At 34.3% G+C, this 20768-nt stretch carries 17 protein-coding genes and 1 other RNA gene; 9 read left to right on the top strand and 9 right to left on the bottom strand.

The genetic code is table 11. The annotated features are described in order from the left end of the window. The first annotated feature begins 156 nt into the window (after positions 1-156). The 8 genes from ssrA (at position 157) to IEW45_RS10430 (ending at position 10049) form a co-directional block, all read left to right on the top strand. Positions 157-555, top strand: a transfer-messenger RNA (tmRNA) gene (gene ssrA / locus IEW45_RS10465). A gap of 203 nt (positions 556-758) precedes the next feature. Then, a complete protein-coding gene (locus IEW45_RS10460; protein ID WP_188621203.1) occupies positions 759-4883 on the top strand; it encodes a hypothetical protein in 4125 nt (1374 codons plus the stop codon). Continuing rightward, positions 4880-5218, top strand: coding sequence for a nucleotidyltransferase domain-containing protein (locus tag IEW45_RS10455; RefSeq protein ID WP_188621202.1), 339 nt, complete (start codon positions 4880-4882; stop codon positions 5216-5218). The genes IEW45_RS10460 and IEW45_RS10455 overlap by 4 nt, the downstream gene beginning before the upstream one ends. Positions 5219-5232: 14 nt before the next feature. Beyond that, complete coding sequence (locus IEW45_RS10450; protein ID WP_188621201.1) at positions 5233-7845, top strand: hypothetical protein; 2613 nt, start codon at positions 5233-5235, stop codon at positions 7843-7845. 8 nt (positions 7846-7853) lie between these two features. Further along, positions 7854-8162, top strand: a complete 309-nt coding sequence (locus tag IEW45_RS10445; RefSeq protein ID WP_188621200.1) for a YrhB domain-containing protein — start codon at positions 7854-7856, stop codon at positions 8160-8162. A gap of 2 nt (positions 8163-8164) precedes the next feature. Beyond that, positions 8165-8620: an SUKH-3 domain-containing protein gene (locus tag IEW45_RS10440; RefSeq protein WP_188621199.1), complete on the top strand. Its 456-nt coding sequence runs from the start codon at positions 8165-8167 to the stop codon at positions 8618-8620. Between the two features lie 87 nt (positions 8621-8707). After that, positions 8708-9241, top strand: coding sequence for a hypothetical protein (locus IEW45_RS10435; RefSeq protein WP_188621198.1), 534 nt, complete (start codon positions 8708-8710; stop codon positions 9239-9241). A 343-nt stretch (positions 9242-9584) separates the two neighbouring features. Then, positions 9585-10049, top strand: a complete 465-nt coding sequence (locus tag IEW45_RS10430) for an SUKH-3 domain-containing protein (RefSeq protein WP_188621197.1) — start codon at positions 9585-9587, stop codon at positions 10047-10049. A gap of 47 nt (positions 10050-10096) precedes the next feature. On the opposite strand, the gene IEW45_RS10425 is transcribed toward IEW45_RS10430, so the two are convergent. Further along, positions 10097-10504 carry a rhodanese-like domain-containing protein gene (locus IEW45_RS10425; RefSeq protein WP_188621196.1) on the bottom strand — a complete coding sequence of 136 codons (408 nt, stop codon included), beginning with the start codon at positions 10502-10504 and terminating at the stop codon, positions 10097-10099. Positions 10505-10630: 126 nt separating this feature from the next. Here IEW45_RS10425 and hemN point away from each other — a divergent pair, with 126 nt between their 5' ends. Beyond that, positions 10631-11992, top strand: coding sequence for an oxygen-independent coproporphyrinogen III oxidase (gene hemN / locus IEW45_RS10420; protein ID WP_373283189.1), 1362 nt, complete (start codon positions 10631-10633; stop codon positions 11990-11992). A gap of 61 nt (positions 11993-12053) precedes the next feature. Here hemN and IEW45_RS10415 read toward each other — a convergent pair whose 3' ends face one another. The 8 genes from IEW45_RS10415 to IEW45_RS10380 are packed head-to-tail and all read right to left on the bottom strand — an operon-like array spanning position 12054 to position 20732. After that, complete coding sequence (locus IEW45_RS10415; protein WP_188621194.1) at positions 12054-12767, bottom strand: sulfite exporter TauE/SafE family protein; 714 nt, start codon at positions 12765-12767, stop codon at positions 12054-12056. Positions 12768-12791: 24 nt separating this feature from the next. Further along, positions 12792-13247 carry a FixH family protein gene (locus IEW45_RS10410; protein ID WP_308421047.1) on the bottom strand — a complete coding sequence of 152 codons (456 nt, stop codon included), beginning with the start codon at positions 13245-13247 and terminating at the stop codon, positions 12792-12794. 11 nt (positions 13248-13258) lie between these two features. Next, the gene (gene ccoG / locus IEW45_RS10405; protein ID WP_188621193.1) at positions 13259-14665 is read right to left on the bottom strand and encodes a cytochrome c oxidase accessory protein CcoG; all 1407 of its coding nucleotides are present in this window, start codon (positions 14663-14665) and stop codon (positions 13259-13261) included. A 20-nt stretch (positions 14666-14685) separates the two neighbouring features. Next, positions 14686-15669, bottom strand: coding sequence for a cbb3-type cytochrome c oxidase N-terminal domain-containing protein (locus IEW45_RS10400; protein ID WP_188621192.1), 984 nt, complete (start codon positions 15667-15669; stop codon positions 14686-14688). 12 nt (positions 15670-15681) lie between these two features. Next, positions 15682-15882, bottom strand: coding sequence for a CcoQ/FixQ family Cbb3-type cytochrome c oxidase assembly chaperone (locus IEW45_RS10395; RefSeq protein WP_188621191.1), 201 nt, complete (start codon positions 15880-15882; stop codon positions 15682-15684). Between the two features lie 9 nt (positions 15883-15891). Then, a complete protein-coding gene (gene ccoN, locus IEW45_RS10390) occupies positions 15892-18099 on the bottom strand; it encodes a cytochrome-c oxidase, cbb3-type subunit I (RefSeq protein ID WP_188621190.1) in 2208 nt (735 codons plus the stop codon). Between the two features lie 2 nt (positions 18100-18101). Then, the gene (ccoS, locus tag IEW45_RS10385; RefSeq protein WP_188621189.1) at positions 18102-18281 is read right to left on the bottom strand and encodes a cbb3-type cytochrome oxidase assembly protein CcoS; all 180 of its coding nucleotides are present in this window, start codon (positions 18279-18281) and stop codon (positions 18102-18104) included. 30 nt (positions 18282-18311) lie between these two features. Further along, a complete protein-coding gene (locus IEW45_RS10380) occupies positions 18312-20732 on the bottom strand; it encodes a heavy metal translocating P-type ATPase (protein ID WP_188621188.1) in 2421 nt (806 codons plus the stop codon). Positions 20733-20768: the final 36 nt, after the last annotated feature.

Genomic DNA, 20768 nt, shown 5'->3' with positions numbered 1-20768 from the left:
AAAAGATTACAACATATATTGTAAATATTGTAATATTTAATACAATTAGAAGCCCAAATATACGTGAAATTAAATTAAACTTAAAAACTAAATTGCTATCTTTGCTGCCTTGTAAAAACTGGTATTGATTTTGCATTATCGTTACTAAAATTCAATGGGGCCGACTGGTTTTGACAGCAGGTCGAATTGGATGGTAAGCACGTCAGGAACGGGGACATATCCTGTAACTCATGTCTCAAACTTTTAAACGGCGAAAATAACTACGCTCTTGCTGCTTAATTCTGAATTTATAGTAAGAATATAGCCACGTCCCTGCAAGGCAGGGAGGCGGGATCCTTCTGAAAAGCCTTGGTTTATGGCGTTTCGATTAGAAGGACCGTAAAAGTAAACCTAGAAGTCTTTTTGCTTCGGAAAGGCTTCGAAATTTTAGAAGCTAAGTATTACGTGGTAGTTTTCAACCTATCGTAATATCGAAAATGTAAATGAGAACTAAACGTGTAGAAAGCTATTGAATTGCCTGTTTGGACCCGGGTTCGATTCCCGGCGGCTCCACAAATAAATCTCTTAGCTGTTTAAAATTAAATAATTAAGAGATTTATTTTTTTATTACAATTATTAAAAAAATTCGTATCTTTGCAATGTTAATTCAGAATTTGAATTATCATCTTTAATACTTCTTCCCCTTTGGGAATATTACTAGCCCTGAAACTTATTTCTATACAAAATCAGGAGCAATATTTGCCAAATTTAACTTTAACATGAGCAATGAAGTTGCTACTACCCTCTTTCGCTTTACAAGTGTAAGATCTCCTCAATTACCTGAAGAAAAAGAAGCCCCTATAAGGCGAGTACTTCAACCGGTAGATTCGAAAACATCAGTTTTTTATGGTCCTGTTTCCTCTCTTAATGGAAAGACCAAGTATGAAGTTTTAACAGCAGCCGCTGAAAGTTACCTTCCTCTTTACGCTACAAAAGATGCGGTAAAACAAAACTTTAGTGAGCTTTACAGTTTTTCGCAATGGATTGTACGCAATAGAAAGTCTTACATAGAAGACGACCTACAAGCTGAATCTCTAAAAGTTAGTGCTGAATTAACTACATCGGATCACGAAAAGTTATGGGATGATTTATTCTACCAGGTTATTACACAGAAATCAGTTCAGGCTAAAGATGCATTAATGCAGGTGCTTCTGGCTGACCACGTGTACAAAAATATGGATAAAAAAGCTTCAGGTACACTTTCTGAACTTAACCAAAAACTATTAAATGCAAGTGTAGTATTACCTAAGGAATTATTCGGTCAATACTATGGGGAGAGAGAAGCTACTGAAGGAATGACACCGGGAACTTTATACCCTTTAACACAGGATAAAAAATTAGAAAAAAGGCTTGCCAGAGCTGCTGCTTCTTATAGATTAGAAAAATATGATACTCTTAAAAAAGAGCTGAAAAAATCTGAGAAAAAATATCAAAAAGAATATACAGCAGCTCGGGAAAAAGCTCAAAAAGATTATGACACTACACACAAACCTGCTCTGGAGAAATATGCCCAGGATGTTGAGAGTGCTCGTAAAGAATATTGTGCTGCTAAAGATCCTGCTGTTGAGTATAATGAAAAAGACCCCTGCCAAGCACCTTCACGAGTACCGTATCCGGACATTCCAGAATTCACATTTGATTATGGAGATGAGGTTTCTGCAACTAAAATGCAAACAGAACTTTCTTCAGAAAGTTATGATACACTTGTAGAAGTTCTACATACTGCCGGAAGACCGCAGGCAAAAAGAGTAGTTAAGTCTAATTTACCTGAAGACACTACTACAGTTTTTGAAGGGCATACAACTTATAGTGCAATGTATGCTCCACTAAGTACTGCTGTAGAAGAAGCTACCAATACATTAGTGCAAAATGCTGATATACAGCCCAGGGTCATAAACCACAATGGTATCAACATTCCAACCAGAAGCGCAACTTTGGTAGAACCATTTTCAGCAACTGTTTGTAATAATGACATAGGCTTAGACAGAGTTTATAGTATATCTATAGGAGTGCCTGATAAATCATGGGAAGTAGAAAATGTAACAGTTACATTAACTACTCCTAGTGATACTGTATCTACAGATGTTATTAACTCTCCTAATGTTAAACGTGATGGTAATTCATTACAACTAGATAATATATACAAAACCCGAACTCATAAAGACAGAGGAGATGACTCTACTTTATTAGATTTTGATATTCAGTTTACTAACGGTTGTTCTAAAAAAATTGAACAGGTATACACTAAGTTTGCGAACTGTTTTACTACACTTGCAACAGGAGATGATTGTAACTCACTATCAGAACCTGTTCGAAATACTACTGACAATGCCTTTATCCCGTCTGGTTTTGGTTTCAGAAATTTAGGAGTACAGGACTACAAAAAAGTAGAACAAACAATTCAGTGTTATGTAGAGGGTGAAGTATCTCATATTGAGAATATCATGGCTCGTGAATATAAAGAAAGAGCTACACGCTTACTTAGACGTAGTGAGGAAACCACTACTACTTCTACTGAAAGTGAAAGTGAACAATTAAGAGATACTACAACTTCCGATAGGTTTGAAATGCAATCTGAAGTTAGTCAGATTATACAGGAGAGTCAGGATAAATCTGGTTTTGTAAATACAGGGCTATCAAGTAAATTAGGTACAAATACTACTTTAAACCTTAATGCAGGACTTAGTTATGCGAATAGTAATTCCAGAGAGAACAGTACACGTCAAGCTCAAACAGTTGCACAGGAGATAACTGAAAGAGCAATGGACAGAGTAGTCCAGAAAGTTAAAGAGGAACGTGTAAGAAAAGTTATTGAAGAATTTGAAGAAAACAACAAACATGGTTTTGATAACCGCCAAGGAAGTGAACACGTAGTTGGAGTATACCGTTGGGTAGATAAATTATACAAAAACCAAATTGTAAACTATGGTAAGCGTATGATTTTGGAATTTATGATTCCTGAACCTGCAAAACTTCATACTCTTGGATTGATACCAATAGATAATGAAAGTGAGAGCCAAGATATTGGAATTTCAAAGCCTATAGACCCCAGAAAAGAAACAGACGAGATAATAAGGTTAAGAGACTTTAGAGATGTTTATACACACACTGCAGCTATATGGGCAAGTGAGTTTAACGTAGAAATAGAAGCTGAGCCAGTAGAACATATTGCCTTAGGTGAATCTTTTAGCGTAAAATGGAATCAAGGAGGACCACTAATCAACCATGTAGAGGGTGAGTCTGGTAACGGTAAAATAACCGTACCAGAAGGGTATAAAGCTGTTACAGCAACAGGGATTTATAATGCCGTTAATTCAAACGTGGATAGCAATGGTTTCTTTATTTCTCTAACAGTTGGAAATTTAACTAAAAATGCTCCTGCAAACCAATCTTATAACACTGGTAGAAATCGTATTGAACTAGATGGATATCTTAATTCAAATTATGCAAAGGAGATTCCTATATCATTCACAAGTGGGAATCATGTCGCAGGAGATGTTTCTGTCTCTGTAAGTTGCAAACGAACTCCTGAAACTTACAAAAACTGGCAAATGAAAACTTTCAAAGCTATTATAGATGCTTATGAAGAAAAATTAGCTGAATATAATGAGAAAGTTAAGAACACTCAAACAGTAGTTGAAGAAAAAGTTAAAACAAACCCTGGTTTCTATCGTGAAATAGAAAACTCTGTATTGAAGAAAAACTGTCTTTCTTATTTAATTGACCAAAACCCTAATGCAGCCCGTACTTATGGTAAGCGCATGCATAACAATGGAGGATTTACAAACTATGAAGTTACTCTAGGAGAACAATTAGATGATTACTCCAGCTTTGTTAAGTTCATGGAACAAGCATTTGAGTGGAATATCATGTCTTATAACTTCTATCCTTACTATTGGGCTGGTAGAGAAAGTTGGTCTTCATTATATAATTATAATGATAGTGATGATCCTATTTTCAGAAGTTTTATGCAATCAGGTATGGCACGTGTAAACGTAACTGTTCGTCCAGGTTTTGAAAATGCAGTAATGATGTACCTTGATACAGGTAAAATTTGGAATGGAGAAATGGACCCTAGTCCTGAAGATGAACTTTATTTCTCTCTTACTGAGGAATTCAAAGAAATCACTCCTGAAAAAGAAGGTAAACCTTGGATAACAAAAGTACCTACATCACTTACTATATTACAAGCTGATAGTATTGGACTTAAAGTTGAAAAGGCATTACCGTGTAATTGTGATGACAGAGATGAGTTTGAAAACCCTGAACTTATACCTTGTAACTCAAACTTTGAAATAAAAGATTCTCAGGTTGGTGTTGAAAAAGAACGATTAATTCAGTTCACTTTCAAGGCAATGGATAATCTTTATGAGAGATTGGAAGGAGAAAGCCCTGAGATAAGACATTTTGACTCTATGGGTTACTTTCCTAGAGTATATGAATGTATGGGTGAAGAAATCACTATAAACCGTGATGCTTCTTGGAATACTTGGGATAATATAAGTGTTATCTTTAGTCAGTTAGCTGAACAATTATCATTAATTCATGGTGTAGAAGCTGAGCAAGTTAGCTATTTTGAAGAAAACGGAACATTATACCCCGATGCAATACAGTTTACTGTAGACGCCAATAAAGTTCCTGAATTCATCTTCAAGAAAAAAGGTAATAACGGCTCTTTTGATCCTGACTTTGATTTATTAAAAGTAGTATCAAATGATAGTGAACATGTAAGAGTTATTCATAATAACGGATACGTAAGTAAACGTATTTTTGATAAAAATGACTCCCCTATCTTAGTAAGCGAACAAAACACCTTACTACCAATAGACCGATTCAAAATATGAGTCGCAGAAAATTAGATTTAATATGGCAGCACGATAAGGTGCTGCCATACCTTTTTGATGAACTCAAATCAAAAATAGAGCTAATAAGCCCTGTACATACAATTTACCTATATGGTAGCCGTGCACGTAAACCTATAACTGAATGGAATTCTTTAACAGGTAAAGACTGGGATATTGTAATAGTTTGCGATTTCCCCATAATCAATACTAAGGCATGGACTACAGATTTAAATTACCATATTGATTTAAAAATTACTGATGAAAAAGGAGCTTTAGATTTTTTTAAATACATGAACTACCAAATTGAGCTATATCCTAATAATAAATTAGCTTAAGCTTTACAGGAGATTTGACAAAAAACATTGATATGGGAACTTTCTCTGATCTCATAAAATACCTTCGTTTAGACAGACAGGCTAAAGAAAATATTACAAGCTCTATAAACGAAGTCTTTCTCACTTACCTAGAAGATGGAAATGAAAGTTATACAGTAGATAAAAATAGTTTTGAAACTGATATGTCTACATATGTCAGAATTTTTCAAATTCTGGATACTTATAATGCCACAATAATTTATTTATGGAACACTAGTGCCGGAAGAAAATATTTTATAAAAACTTCAAATAATACTTTCTATAATTTACTTACAAATGAAACTGAATTTCCAAACTTAAACGAATTACAAGAATACCCCATTAATTTACAATATTCTGAATATATATATGATACCCTTTTAAACCGAGTAGTAATTTATCCTATTACTTTAAAGGAAGCTGTTGTTTTTTCAGACACCATTCCTTTCAATGATAGCGAAAAATACATTAAAGAGATAGAAAGTGGAGACTATAAGTATTGGTTTAGCAAGCCTGTAACCTTATTTGCAAATATTATGAATGTTCTACTATATGGAGAACAAATGTTATATGATACAGATAGAGATGTAGAGGTAATAAAGTCTCATAAAGATGGTATAATCGACATTATTCCTTTACTGGATATAGATATATACAGTAAAACTTATATATTAAAATACAGCTTCCATACTAAAGACTTTCAACCCTCATTTGGAACTGAAGATAACAGCTATGCATTAATATTAAAGTTTAATCATATAGGTGGTATTCTTTCTTTTTTAAATGAAACATTATTTGAACATGGTCTTGATTTAACCTCTGTAGGTGGCAACGCAACACGTATTACATTTCAAGACAATTTTAGAAATCAGGTTCTGCGTCCGCTGGAACGTAAAATAAAAGCTGATTCAAAACTATATTATATTGATGCTTTAGAAATATTATATTACCTGCCGGATTTTATACATATAGAAATAGATACTGAAGTTTTGTGGCTATTGGTAGAATCAGGTATAAAAAGAAATAGTTTAACTAATAAACTTACCATAGCAGAAGAAGACATCTTTATAAAAATTCTTGAAATAATTTTAGAAAGAGAAAATCTCTTTGTTTTAGAAGAGAAAGAAAAAGAAGAGAAAGGAGAGGAAGATGAAAGAAAAGCGAATGGCTTTATAGAACGTTTAGCAAAAAAAGTGGATACAGACACAGAGATGCTCATTGTAGAATATTTATATGATAGAATTCATGGAAATAATGGGCATAAATTTGTTAGAATGGTTAATAAGGCTTGGAGACAATCACGATTTGTAAACTTTGACCCTGAAGTTAACACAGAGTTTAAAACATCTGACGGACCAATATTTTTGGCATATCAATCTCAAAAATCGCTTGGCTTTTACTCCAGTAATGTTGCAGCCTATTTTGCAACCAATACAAAAGGAGAAAGAGAGCGTATCGTACAAGTTGCTTATGATACCGGACAATATGAAACAATTACAACACGTGATGGCGATGGAGGAAGTGAAGAGAAGTTGAAAGAAATTAAAGATTATTTTTGGTATCATCCTTTTCACCCTATTTACCTGAAAAATATTGAAAAACAGGAAACAGAAATGGAATTGGACACCATAGTTCCTGCTTTTGTATTATTGGCAAACAGAGATAAACAATTTTGGAGCAATGTAATGACCGCCGGTGAATATGCTTTAGATGCTGTTGCGATTGCGAGCGGAGTAGGTACTTTAGCCGAAATATCAGCAGGCGTTATACGTTCATTTGCAATACTAAGAGCTATTGGCGCTACTATAGAGCTTAGCAGTGGTGTTGCCAATGCATTATTAAAGCTAACAGGTGCAGAAGACTCTGAAATAGGACAAGCCATTAGTGAGTATCTTTTTTGGTTAGAAATGTTATCTTTAGCGGGTGAAGTTACAGCTGCTATACGAAAAGGATTAAAAAAAGCGGCACAAAAAGTTATAGGAACAGAAGAAGACCTGATAAAACTTCAAAAACAGCTGGACGATATAGCGATTGAAGAAGACGGTGTAACCCGTAAACTTACAGATGACGAAAAAGATGATGTTCTTAAAAACTTGAGAGAATCAGCCGGAATGGCTGAAAACATTAGGGTTAGTAAAGACCCAGAAAAAGTGAGAGAATTTCTCGAAGGGCTGGAAAGACTTTCCAAAATTACTCCAGAAGAAGCACTAGATAACATTGAAGAGGCTTTAATATATTTTAACCATAAAGTTATAGATGGTGAAATAGTACAAATATCAGATACTAATTGTGTAAATGTTGTGCAAGCAGTTGTTGAATTTTTAAAAACAGGAAAAATAAAAATTGTTAAGCATTCTAGTTATCAAAACATAGGTGTTTTAGAAAGTCTTTTTGAAGGAATCTTTTTTAGAAAAACTATTCCTCAATTAGGACAATCTATGAAAGAAGGTGAAATAGGAATAATATATGGCGCTAGAACTTTAAAACCTGGACATGTTTTTAATGTTATTAAGACAGATAATAAGTTACTTTTAGTAGATGGTCAAAATGGTAAAATAGCTAATCTGAAAAATGGATATGAGTATTTCAAATATTTAAAAATAAATTAAAAAACATTATGTTAACTGAACAAGAAATTTTAAACATTGCCAATAGTGAAATAAAACGGATTGAAAATGATTCGAAAATTGAAACTGTATTAATTAATGAATTAATAATTAAAAAACCATATGGAAATATTTTTTTCTATACTAGTAAAAAATATTATGAAACTCGGAATGAAAAATATGCTGTAGCAGGAAATGCTCCTTTTTTAGTAGAAAAAGAAACAGGTAATATAGTAGTTTTTGGAACTGCTCATACTGAGGATTACTACATTGAAGAATATGAGGCAGGTAGATGGCCTAACAATAGAGGATTGGATTAAAAATGCAATTTAAAACAGAAGTACAAAAACAATTTGAAAAAGCAGGATGGTTCGAAAGTCGAAACACTGAAAATAAATTAATTCAAAAAATTTCGAATTATATTGACTTACCTAATCACCTTAAAGATTTTTTAAAATCATACTGTGATTTAATAATTGAAGATTGTAAACCTTCCAAATCAGAAGTTATAAACACTTTAGATACTACTATTAAGTTCATTAAAAATAATAGTGAAAAAAACTTACCTTTTTCTGATGTTTTATATAAGGTAGGCTACTACTATCCTGACCATTATTTTGTATATACGGATTCTAATGGGGCGGTATTTTTAGCAGGAGATCGTTATTTTAAAATAAGTGATACTTTTACAGAAGGAATTGAAAAAATTATTGAAGATAATTGGACAAATTATTTTGAATGGAACCCCGAAACAAACCAATGGGTAGATGAATACTAATATAAAACCACCTTTTAGGTGGTTTTTATTTTTCAACGCTAACTATTTATAATAAAAAGAATTTAAATTTATAAATTATTCTGTATCATGAAAAAAGAAGATTTAGACTTTGAACTATTTTATTATGTGGAACCTATGAAACTCATAGATGATCCCGACGAAAGTATAGAAATGTTTTTTAAATATGATAAAGAAAAAACAGAGTTTGAAGAGTTTGCAAAAACCTGTAAAACTGAAGATATACTATGGATAATTGTAACGATGTTTAAAGATAATCATGCTGGTTTTGCTATATTTTCATCTCTAATTTCCTCTACAAGTCAAAAAGAAATATTAGATAATGGAAAAATATATCTAGAAAACTTAACATACAGAAATGATATTAAAAATTTAAAATCAAAGTATACGAAAGAAGACTTTTTTGAGTATGTAGAATTCGAGTTTATGTCACCATTAGATGATATTGAAAATGTTGTTGAGCAGTCATTAGGAGAAAAACAATGGACAAAGAATGATAACAAATATATATTAAAATCAGATAGTGGAATAGAGTATATTGAGGTAAAATCTACTAAATTTAAACTTAAAGCAAATATGAATAAAGCAAAAAGGTTTATTTAATATCTGTTATGAATAACTTTTCAACACTAAAAAATAATGAAGAATGAAGAAATGAATGAAATTGCAGAAAATTATATAAAAAAATTGAAAAGGAAATCAATATTGAATTATTAATTGGTCACCATATAACTATAAAAAAAACATACGGTAATATTTATTGCTATAATAGTAAACAACTAATTGAAAATGGAAACGAAGAATATGCTTTAGCAGGAAATGCTCCTTTTTTAGTAGAAAATAAAACCGGAAAAGTTATTGTTTTTGGAACAGCTATGGGGGTAGATTACTACATTGAAGAATATGAAGCAGGCAGATGGCCTAACAATAGAAGATTGGATTAAAAATGCAATTTAAAACAGAAGTACAAAAACAATTTGAAAAAGCAGGATGGTTCGAAGGTCGAAACATGAAATCTGCATTTGAAAAATTAGATGGATTTGAAAAGTTTCCTGATTTCTTAAAAGAGTTTTTATATGAGTATGGAGATTTAATAGTAAAAACAATACCTACTTTTGAGGGAGCTGTAATGAACTTTAAAGCTTTGACAGAAGGAGGGTATTCAATAAATGAATATCTATCAAAGCCTGCTTATTACGGAGGAAAATATACTTTCCCTATTGCATATTACCCTCTTGATAACACAACATTGGAATGTGATGCTGAAGGCAGAATATACATGGCTGGAGATTTCCCATGTCTTGTATCTAATGATTTTATAGCAGGCATAGAAAAAGTAATCATGGAAGATTATTCAGATACGCTTGTATGGAACCCCGAAACTAACCAGTGGGCTGATGAGTATCAATAAAAAAGCCCCTAGGTTTGGGGCTTTTATATATAGAGAGAGTTCCTACGTTATTTCACAACAGGTTTTTTAGCTTCAAGCCACGCATCTATACCACCGTCAAGTTCTATAACTCTTTTAAAACCTTTTTCCTTCATTATATTCACTGCTTCGGCACTCCTCCCTCCTGCTTTGCAGTATACATATACACGTTGGTCTTTATCAAGTGTTTCTAACTGCTTCTCAAAATCTTTATCATATAAATGCATATTAATAGCATTTTTTATATGTCCTGCATTATATTCCTTTTCAGTACGAACATCTATAATCTTCCCCTCATGTTCTGCCATTTTTTCATAAAAAACAGTTGGTTTAACTAAACTAATTTTTTGTTCCGTTCCATGTTTTTGTTCAGTATCATTTTTACATGAAGTTAAAGCTAAAACGGCAATGAATAATACGTAAAATAATCTTCTCATAACTCAGTTGAATTTGCCACTAAAATAATAAAAAAGAGCCTAAAACACAGTTAAAACCAATATGATAATTATCATTTTTTTATAAATCATATAGAGGTAATTTTGATTTTGGAAATTAGTATGAGTATGGAAAAGATTATTCAAAAGTACAATGTACCGGGTCCCCGATATACCAGTTACCCTACTGTACCGTATTGGGAAGAGAACAATTTTACTACACAGCAATGGATACAAACCATGCTGAGGTCATTTAACGAAAGTAATGCTACCGAGGGGATTAGTTTATACATACACCTACCCTTTTGTGAAAGTATGTGTACTTTTTGTGGTTGCAATAAAAGAATAACCAAACGCCATGAAGTTGAACAGCCGTATATAGAAGCTGTTTTAAAAGAATGGAATATGTACTGCGCAGCTTTTCCTGATAAACCAAGAATTAAAGAACTACACTTGGGCGGAGGTACTCCTACTTTTTTCAGTCCTGAAAGTTTAGAAAAACTAATAACAGGTATTTTAAGTAAAGGAGAAAAAGCTCCGGGGTACGAATTTAGTTTTGAAGGTCATCCAAACAATACTACCAGAAAGCATTTAGAAGTTTTATACAACTTAGGCTTCAGGAGAGTAAGTTTTGGTGTGCAAGACTACGATAACACTGTACAAACAGCTATACACCGCATACAGCCTTTTCATAATGTAGCAAAGGTTACGTTTTGGGCTAAAGAAATAGGGTACACTTCTATTAGTCATGATTTAGTTTTCGGGTTACCTTTTCAGAGTCTTGAAAATATTACCGATACTATCGAAAAAACTAACTCGCTAAACCCTGACCGTATATCGTTTTACAGCTATGCACACGTACCTTGGATAAAAGGGAACGGGCAACGTGGTTTTGATGAAAATAACCTTCCTAAAGACGAAGAAAAACGCAAACTTTATGAGGAAGGTAAAAAACTGCTGGCTAAAAAGGGATATCATGAAATAGGTATGGATCACTTTGCTTTGGAAACAGACAGTATGTATGAGGCTTTCCAAACAGGTAAACTACATCGTAATTTTATGGGGTACAGTGCATCAAAAACGCAGTTGATGGTTGGTCTAGGTGTATCATCAATCAGTGATAGTTGGTATTCCTTTGCTCAAAATGAAAAGAACTTAGAGGACTATTATAATAGACTTGAGCAAAATGAATTTCCTGTTTTCAGAGGACACTTGCTTAATGATGAAGATCTTGTAATAAGAAAACACATATTAAACCTTATGTGTTCTTTTAAAACATCGTGGAGTGATGAAACAAACTACTTTAAAGAGTTACCTGATATATTACTGGAACTTCATGAAATGGAAAGCGATGGACTACTACAAATAGGGAAAGACAATATAATTGTTACCGATAAGGGTAAAGCCTTTGTAAGAAATATATGCATGGCTTTTGATTTACGATTAAAAAGAAAATCACCGGAAACAAAACTGTTTTCGATGACTATATAGTGAAAAACCAGCCCAACAATTTATATAACGAAAAAAGCCTCAAATTACTTTGAGGCTTTTTTTAATGATTTATAATTCCGCAATCGGGGTTACTTTGTACAAATAAACTGGTGTCAGCCGGAGAAATAAAAGGAATTCCCAACCCAAGCCCCCTTACTATAAATAGCATACCTATAAATACTGCTACATAGGGGACAGCTTTTACCAGTTTATTTCGCCATTGCCCGGACATAAAGCCTGATACATATATTACTGCACTCATCATCGGTATAGTGCCTATTCCGTACAATGCCATATAAGCAATACCCCCCACAGGGTTTTGCATGGCAATAGCCCCGAATAATGCTGCATATACTAATGCGCAAGGTAAAAATCCGTTAAATAACCCTGTCATATAAAAAGCTGCATTGCTCGTTTTGGTAAATTGTTTACCAAGACTGCTTTTTACTTTTGATATTACTTTATATACGGGTTTAGAGAAGTTATACTTTGCAAATTGCTTTTCAGGAACCATAGCTATTACTATCATTATAATACCTGCTATAATGGATAACTGCTGTTGCATTCCTGCCAGGTAAAGCCCTTTACCAATAACGCCAAATATAAGCCCCAGGCTTGAATAGGCTGTTATTCTTCCTAAATGATATAATACAATATGAAATACCTTCTGCGCAGGAGTATCTCTGCCTACAGGCAGCATAATAGCTATAGGCCCGCACATACCAATGCAGTGCAGGCTGGATAGTAAACCTAATAATAGTGCAGAATATAGCATTATTACCTTTTTTATTTAACTACTTTAATTTAAAGTAAGCATTTTGTTATTACGATACTCTGTACCGTTATATTTCCATTCTACAGCAATGTCCCAACGGCCGCCTGCCAAATCACTTTTAGGTATGAGCAGTTGAGGAGCGGATATTGAAATAGGTATATCAAAATCCAGCCTTTGGTTAGACGGCCTGTATAAGGACACTTTGCCTGTTATTTTTGTTGCATCAAATGCTTGAGGAAAATGTATAATTATACTCTCAGCATTTTGGTGTATCGTCACTTGGTCGGTTAAGTCAGCAGCATTTTGCTCTCTGTTAAGTTTAGCTTCAAGTGTTCTTTCTTTTTTATAATAATCTTCTACAACTAACTCATTATCATAGCTATGATCAGACTGTACTTTTATTACAAAGTACATTATAAACGCTATAAAAAATAGTATAGCCAGTGCAATACCGGTTCCCCAGTTGAATTTAATTTTCATAACATTTCAGTTTAATTAAATGTACGAGGTCCTAAAAAGTTTGTGGTTTCCGTTTCAATTAAATCATCACCATTATACACTTCTATAGTAACCTTCGTTTTATCTCCTTCCAAAAAGGCAGGATTAATTTCTATAAACAGTGTTCCTTCCGCTAAGCCTTCTTTGGGTACTTTAAAATACTTGTTACCTACCATTTTAATTACCCCTTTTGGTTTGGCTATTTTAAAATAAACACTGTCAAATTCTTTACTTGTTTTGTTTACAACTTTATAAGTAAACACATTACTTATATTCTCTCCTTTGTGCTGATATAGCTGACCTGGTAACCGTAATACTGTAGCCTCTACATCATTTCTCAGGAATAACATTCCTGTAAATATCCCCAGTAATATTATAAGCACTGCGGTATACCCTTTCATTCTTGCAGAAAATGTAAACTTATTTTTCTTGGTAATTTCTTCCTCACTTGCATAACGGATAAGATCTTTAGGTAAGCCCACCTTTTCCATTACGGTATTACACTCATCAATACAAGCCGTACAGTTTACACACTCTAACTGAGTACCGTTTCTTATATCAATACCTGTAGGACATACCTGTACACAAAGTTTACAATCTATACAATCACCTTTTCCGGCTGCTTGCCTGTCTTCATTTTTTACAATACGTCCTCGCCCTGCTTCCCCTTCTCCCCTTACGTGGTCATAGGCTACAATAATAGATTTGTCATCAAGTAATACACCCTGTAGCCTACCGTAAGGACAAGCTATAATACAAACCTGCTCCCTGAACCAGGCATAAATAAAATAGAATACACAGGTAAATATAATCAGTGCTATAAAGTTACCTAAGTGTTCTGATGGTCCGTCTTCAACCATTTGTATTAAACGATCACTTCCAATTAAATAAGCTAGAAAAACATTGGCTATGATAAAGGAAATAAGAAAAAAGATACTCCATTTTAGCGCCCTTTTTCTTATTTTCTCTCCTGTCCATTTCATTTTATCCAGCTTCATCTGGGCATTACGGTCTCCATCAATCCAGTATTCTATTCTTCTGAATACCATTTCCATAAAGATTGTTTGCGGACATATCCATCCACAAAATATTCTACCAAATGCAACAGTAAAAAGTGCTACAAACACCACCCCTATTATCATAGAGATAACAAAAAGGTGGAAATCCTGCGGCCAAAAGGGAAACCCAAAAATGTTGAAACGGCGTTCCAGCACGTTAAACATTAAAAACTGATTTCCATTAATTTTAACGAAAGGAGCTAAAAACAGGAAAGCTAACAGGAAGTAGCTAACTAACTTCCTGTATTTATATAACTTTCCTGATGGCTTTTTAGGATAAATCCATGACCTTTTCCCATCTTCATTAATCGTTGCGATACTGTCACGAAACTTCTCATCCATTTTTATACAATTTTCTTCAATTAATTTGCTGCTACTTCAGGAGTACCTTCTGCTACATCAGAAGTTTCTTCTGTCTGTTCAGATTCTTCAACAGCATCTGTAGTTTCTCCTGCATCAGCATCAGTTGCTTCTGCATTTTCATCTACCCATATTTCGCCTTCAGGTTCTTTTGCATCAGCCGGGTTAGTTCCCTGTAATGACAGTACATAACTGGCAACCCTTTGTATTTCGTTTGGTCGTAATGTCGCTTTCCATGCTACCATACCTTTACCATCTCTACCACCTTCTGAAATGGTGTGGAATACATTTTTAATTCCTCCGCCTAATATCCAATACTTATCGGTAAGGTTTGGCCCTATACTTCCCCCGCCATCTGCTCTGTGGCAAGCTGCACAGGTGTTTTCAAATATAGTTTTACCTTGCGCTAAATCTGCTCCTTCTGTTAGTAGTGTAACACTTTCTGCATCAATAAGGTCTTTAGCTGTTGATTTGTATGCATCTACTGCTTTTTTAGCTTCTGCCATTTCCATTTCAAACTCCTGCTTCTGGTCATAATCACCTATTATATGAAAACGCACTAAATAAATCAGTCCAAAAATTATAGTAGCATAAAAAAGACCTACCCACCACGGTGGTAAAACATTGTCCAGTTCTTTAATACCATCATAATCATGATCCATCATAATTTCACCTTCACGCTCTATAGATTTAGAACGCGTAAGCATTTTATATAATTTACTGTTCTTAATGCTAAATGATGTCTCAGCTGCGGCAAGCCTTTCTTTCTGTTCATCTGTAAGCATTGCGTAAGTAACCCTGTCTATTGCACTAATTACTATTTCTATAGCAATTTGCAGGAATAGAAAAACAAACAGGAATACTGAAACCATTGGATATTTTATGAAGGCTGGTTTATCTCCCGAGTCTATAAAATATTCCAAAGCCATAACTACTAGGGCAAAAAGTACGGGAACCCTTACGTATGCCGGAATTAACTTTTTCATGATCCTGTTGTTTTATAGGTTATTTATTTCGTTATCATTATTCATTTCATCAGAAAATGGCAAATTGCTCATTTCTGATATTTTCTCTTTTTTATAGGTATATACCCACGTGTATAACGCTACAAAGAAGATGAAAAATATAAGTAGTGATATGATAGGGTAAACTTCAATTCCCGAAATCGTATCCAAATTATGTTTTACAAATTTTAGCATGACTTCTTTTTATTTAGTGTTATCAGCAGTTTCACCTTCTGCAGGTTTAATTTTAATATCTGTACCAAGGCGTTGCAGGTAAGCAATAAGGGCTACAATTTCTCTGTCTTTCATTGCTACAAACTCTTCTCCTCTTGCTTTAGCAGCTTTTCTGCTATCTTCATAACTTTTTACAAAGTCAGGGTCAGTATGCAGATTCTCTTCAATTTTTGCGGATTGTTCTGCTATAGATTTCTGTGCGTTCGCTATATCCTCTTCGGTATAAGGAACTCCCAGTTCAACCATAACTTCCATTTTCTTCTCAATATCAGAGTAGTCCATTTTCTTATTATCAAACAGCCATTTGTATCCCGGCATTATAGAACCTGCTGAGGTACTTTGCGGATCCCACATGTGGTTAAAATGCCAGTTATCACTGTACTTACCTCCTACTCTCATTAAGTCAGGTCCTGTTCTTTTAGATCCCCAAAGGAATGGGTGATCATAAACATACTCGCCAGATTTAGAGTATTCGCCGTAGCGTTCTACCTCACTTCGGAATGGTCGAATCATTTGAGAGTGACACCCTACACAGCCTTCTCTTATATAAAGGTCTCTACCTTCCAGTTCGAGCGGCGTATATGGTTTTACCGTTGAAATAGTTTTTATGTTAGATTTTACCATTATAGTAGGCACAATTTGTATTATACCTCCTATTAATATTGCTATTGTAGCCAATATTGTAAGTTGTATAGGTCTTCTTTCTAACCAAGGGTGGAATTTTTCACCTTTAAGTCTTCTTTTGCTTATTTTCTGTAACGCAGGTGCTTCTGCCAGTTCATCTTCTACCGGCTGACCTTGTCTTACAGTCATAATAATGTTATATACCAGTACAAGTAAACCTATTACGAATAATGTACCTCCTATAGCACGCATCCAGTACATTGGCATTATTTCCTTAACTGTTTCAAGAAAGTTACCGTATACTAAAGACCCATCAGGATTAAATTGTTTCCACATACTTGCTTGTGTAAATCCTGCTACATACATTGGTAATGCATATAATATAATACCCAGTGTTCCAATCCAGAAGTGGAAGTTGGCTAACTTAGTAGAGAATAGCGTAGTTTTTGTCATACGTGGTACTAACCAGTATATCATACCAAAGGTTAAGAAACCATTCCAAGCTAATGCTCCTACGTGTACGTGAGCAATAATCCAGTCTGTAAAGTGAGCAATAGAGTTTACATTTTTAAGCGAAAGCATTGGTCCTTCAAACGTAGCCATACCATAACCGGTAATTGCTACTACAAAGAATTTTAAAACAGGGTCTGTACGTACTTTATCCCATGCACCTCTCAGTGTAAGCAATCCGTTAATCATACCACCCCATGATGGTGCTATAAGCATGACAGAGAATACTACCCCAAGGTTTTGCGCCCAGTCCGGTAATGCTGAATATAAAAGGTGGTGAGGACCAGCCCATATATATATGAATATTAACGACCAGAAGTGAATAATTGATAATCTATATGAATATACAGGTCTGTTAGCAGCTTTTGGCAGGTAATAGTACATTAACCCAAGGAAAGGTGTTGTAAGGAAAAATGCTACCGCATTGTGCCCGTACCACCATTGTACTAACGCATCCTGAACTCCTGCGTATACTGAATAACTTTTCATTGCGCTTACAGGTAATTCTAAGCTGTTAAATATGTGCAGTACCGCTACAGTTACAAATGTTGCTAAATAGAACCAAATAGCTACATAAAGGTGACGTTCTCTCCTTTTTAATATTGTACCTATCATGTTAATACCAAAGGCAACCCAAACAAGTGTTATAGCTATATCTATAGGCCATTCCAGCTCGGCATATTCTTTAGATGTTGTATACCCTAATGGTAATGATATGGCTGCTGCAACTATTACCAGCTGCCAGCCCCAAAAGTTTACGTTACTTAAAAAATCGCTAAACATACGGGCTTTTAGCAGTCTTTGCAGCGAGTAATAAACTCCGGCAAAAATTGCATTACCCACAAAAGCAAAAATTACGGCATTGGTATGTAAAGGTCTTAACCTTCCATAGCTTAGCCACGGTATCCCGTCCGTCATGTTCGGGAATAAATACATCGTAGCGACTAATAAACCGACAAGCATTCCCACTACCCCAAATACTATGGTAGCGTAAAGGAATTTCTTAACTATTTTATTGTCGTAATAAAATTGTTGCACTTCCATAATCAATTATTGTTTGAGTTTTCTTTGTTTTGGTTTTTCTTTAATTCATCGTCAAAAAGCATTCTGACTGAGGGGGTGTAGTCGTCGTCATACTGTCCGGTTTTTACAGCCTTTATAAAGGCGAAGAAAAAACCAACAGCCACTACAATACTGATGGAGATTAATAAATATATAACACTCATACCTTACTAAATTTATGTTAACAAAGCTAGTTATGCAGCTTGGCTTAAAATATGATATTTGTCATGCTTAGTGTTTTTCTTACCCTTTTTCGCATAATAATTACTAACAACTGTTACAAAACTTACTATAGTAATTGTACTAAGCGGCATTATAATAGCTGCTGTTAAGGGTGAGAGGCTTCCTGCAATGGCAAAAGTTAGTCCTACCGCATTATACAGTAGTGACAGCCCAAAGCTCATTTTTATAGTTTTAACCGCATTTTTAGAAAAGTTAAGGAAATAGTTTATGTTTCTAAACTCTCCCGCATCGAGTATTCCGTCGCAGGCTGGGGAGAAAACATTTACATTCTCTGATATTGATATTCCTACATTACTTTGTGCTAATGCTCCTGCATCATTAAGCCCATCGCCTATCATCATTACATCTTTGCCCTGCTTTTGCAATTTTTCTATAAACTGTAACTTTTCTTCAGGTTTTTGGTTAAATATTAATTCTGTTCCTTCAGGTAATAATTCCTGTAATGCCTGACGTTCCCCTTCGTTATCTCCTGATAGAATTTTCAATTCATAGTTTTTACTCAATTCTTTAAAAAGTTCGGTTAAACCTTCCCTGTACTGGTTATCAAAAACATATTTCCCTTTATACTCGCCATTTATGGCAACGTGTACATTTGTTTTAAGCGACTCGTCTTTTGGCTGCCCTACAAAAGTTGCAGAGCCTACTTTTACAGTATTGCCTTCAACAGTTCCTTCTATACCTTTACCTGTAACCTCTATAAAGTTTTCTGCATCGGTATTTTTACCTTTTTGTAAATATTCATATAATCTTCTGCTTAGCGGGTGATTTGAGCCATGCATTACATTCCTTACAAGTTGTTCTTCTGATTGACTCAAGGTTGTACCTTCATATTTTATGGTTGACTTTTTATTACTGGTAATAGTTCCTGTTTTATCAAAAACCAGCGTGTCTATTTTAGCCATTTGCTCTATTACATTAGCATCTTTTAAATAGAGTTTCTTTTTACCCATAATACGTAGCACATTACCCAAAGTAAAAGGTGCGCTTAGTGCCAATGCACATGGGCAGGCTACTATTAATACGGCCGTAAAAACATTGAAGGCTATATTTACATTAATAAACAGCCAATAAATAAGTGTGGTAAAAGCTATTACTAATAATACAGGGGTAAAATAGCGGCTTATGTTATCAGTAAGGTTTTTATAACTTCGTTCATCTTTTTTAGTGAAGATGTCATTACTCCAAAGTTGGGTAAGGTAACTTTGTGAAACAGTATTAACTACTTCCATTTCTATTACTCCAGATGCCTGCCTGCCTCCGGCGTATATTTTATCTCCCGACTTTTTATTTACCGGAATAGCCTCTCCTGTAACAAAACTGTAATCTATATCTGTTTTATCACTCATTAATATACCATCTACCGGTATTAGCTCATTATTACGTATTAATAGCCTGTCCCCTACTTCAATATCATATACAGGAACCGATTCTTCCTTACGGTCTTTAGTAATTTTTGTAATGGCTATTGGAAAATATGATTTAAAGTCCCTTTCAAACGAAAGGAAGTTATAAGTTTTTTGCTGAAAAAACCTTCCTAAAAGCATGAAAAATACTAATCCTGTAAGACTATCGAAAAAACCTGAACCTAAATCGAATACTATATCAACAGTACTCCTTATAAACATCACTACAAGCCCTAAGGCTATGGGTACATCTATATTAAGCATACCGGAGCGGATGCTTTTCCACGCCGAGGTATAGTAACCACTTGCAGCATAAAAAAACGACGGTAGCGATAAGACAAATATTAACCAACGGAAAAAACCTTTATACTCATCCAGCCAAAACTCATCTACATCAAAATATTCGGGAAAAGAAAGTAACATTACATTACCAAAGCAAAAGAACGCTACACCTAACTTATACGTAAGGGCTCGATTTACACTTTTTTTCCGCTCCTCATAGTTTTCCAGACTTATATAAGGTTCATAACCTATAGAACTTAGTATGTGTACTAAGTTTTTTAGGGTTATTTGTTCTGGGTTAAAAACTATACGCACCTTTTTTTGCGGGAAATTAACCTGCGAACTACTAACTCCGCTATGTAACTTGTTTAGGTTCTCTAATATCCATATACAGGAACTGCAATGAATATGCGGTATGTGTAGGGTTATTATTTGCGTATCGGCTTCATTAAAATCAAGTAGCTTTGCTACTATAGCCTCGTTTTCAAGGAAGTCATATTTTCCTTTTATGTCTTGCGGTGTAGCTCCGGGAGCTACTTCAAAATTATAATAATCTGTTAGCCCATTTGCATTAAATATCTCGTAAACAGTTTTACAACCGCTACAACAAAAGGACTTTTCATCAAAAATTATTTCTTCTTTCGGGACAATATCCAATCCGCAATGGAAACATTTTTTTGCATCCATAGTTCTGCTCTTTACCTGATACAAAATTGTAAGAAA

Source organism: Flavobacterium suaedae, assembly GCF_014642915.1.
In the GTDB taxonomy this organism is placed as follows: domain Bacteria; phylum Bacteroidota; class Bacteroidia; order Flavobacteriales; family Flavobacteriaceae; genus Flavobacterium; species Flavobacterium suaedae.
Note: the sequence above shows the minus strand (reverse complement) of the source record. Positions and strands in the feature narration are given on the sequence as shown.

Excerpts from the sequence above, each read along its gene's own strand:
- IEW45_RS10415 (WP_188621194.1), bottom strand. The coding sequence starts at position 12,767 with ATGCTATATTCTGCACTATTATTAGGTTTACTATCCAGCCTGCACTGC.
- IEW45_RS10460 (WP_188621203.1), top strand. The coding sequence starts at position 759 with ATGAGCAATGAAGTTGCTACTACCCTCTTTCGCTTTACAAGTGTAAGA.
- IEW45_RS10380 (WP_188621188.1), bottom strand. The coding sequence starts at position 20,732 with ATGGATGCAAAAAAATGTTTCCATTGCGGATTGGATATTGTCCCGAAA.
- IEW45_RS10400 (WP_188621192.1), bottom strand. The coding sequence starts at position 15,669 with ATGAAAAAGTTAATTCCGGCATACGTAAGGGTTCCCGTACTTTTTGCC.
- ccoS (WP_188621189.1), bottom strand. The coding sequence starts at position 18,281 with ATGAGTGTTATATATTTATTAATCTCCATCAGTATTGTAGTGGCTGTT.
- IEW45_RS10395 (WP_188621191.1), bottom strand. The coding sequence starts at position 15,882 with ATGCTAAAATTTGTAAAACATAATTTGGATACGATTTCGGGAATTGAA.
- IEW45_RS10425 (WP_188621196.1), bottom strand. The coding sequence starts at position 10,504 with ATGAGAAGATTATTTTACGTATTATTCATTGCCGTTTTAGCTTTAACT.
- IEW45_RS10430 (WP_188621197.1), top strand. The coding sequence starts at position 9,585 with ATGCAATTTAAAACAGAAGTACAAAAACAATTTGAAAAAGCAGGATGG.
- IEW45_RS10410 (WP_308421047.1), bottom strand. The coding sequence starts at position 13,247 with ATGAAAATTAAATTCAACTGGGGAACCGGTATTGCACTGGCTATACTA.
- ccoN (WP_188621190.1), bottom strand. The coding sequence starts at position 18,099 with ATGGAAGTGCAACAATTTTATTACGACAATAAAATAGTTAAGAAATTC.
- IEW45_RS10445 (WP_188621200.1), top strand. The coding sequence starts at position 7,854 with ATGTTAACTGAACAAGAAATTTTAAACATTGCCAATAGTGAAATAAAA.
- hemN (WP_373283189.1), top strand. The coding sequence starts at position 10,631 with ATGGAAAAGATTATTCAAAAGTACAATGTACCGGGTCCCCGATATACC.
- IEW45_RS10455 (WP_188621202.1), top strand. The coding sequence starts at position 4,880 with ATGAGTCGCAGAAAATTAGATTTAATATGGCAGCACGATAAGGTGCTG.
- IEW45_RS10440 (WP_188621199.1), top strand. The coding sequence starts at position 8,165 with ATGCAATTTAAAACAGAAGTACAAAAACAATTTGAAAAAGCAGGATGG.
- ccoG (WP_188621193.1), bottom strand. The coding sequence starts at position 14,665 with ATGGATGAGAAGTTTCGTGACAGTATCGCAACGATTAATGAAGATGGG.
- IEW45_RS10435 (WP_188621198.1), top strand. The coding sequence starts at position 8,708 with ATGAAAAAAGAAGATTTAGACTTTGAACTATTTTATTATGTGGAACCT.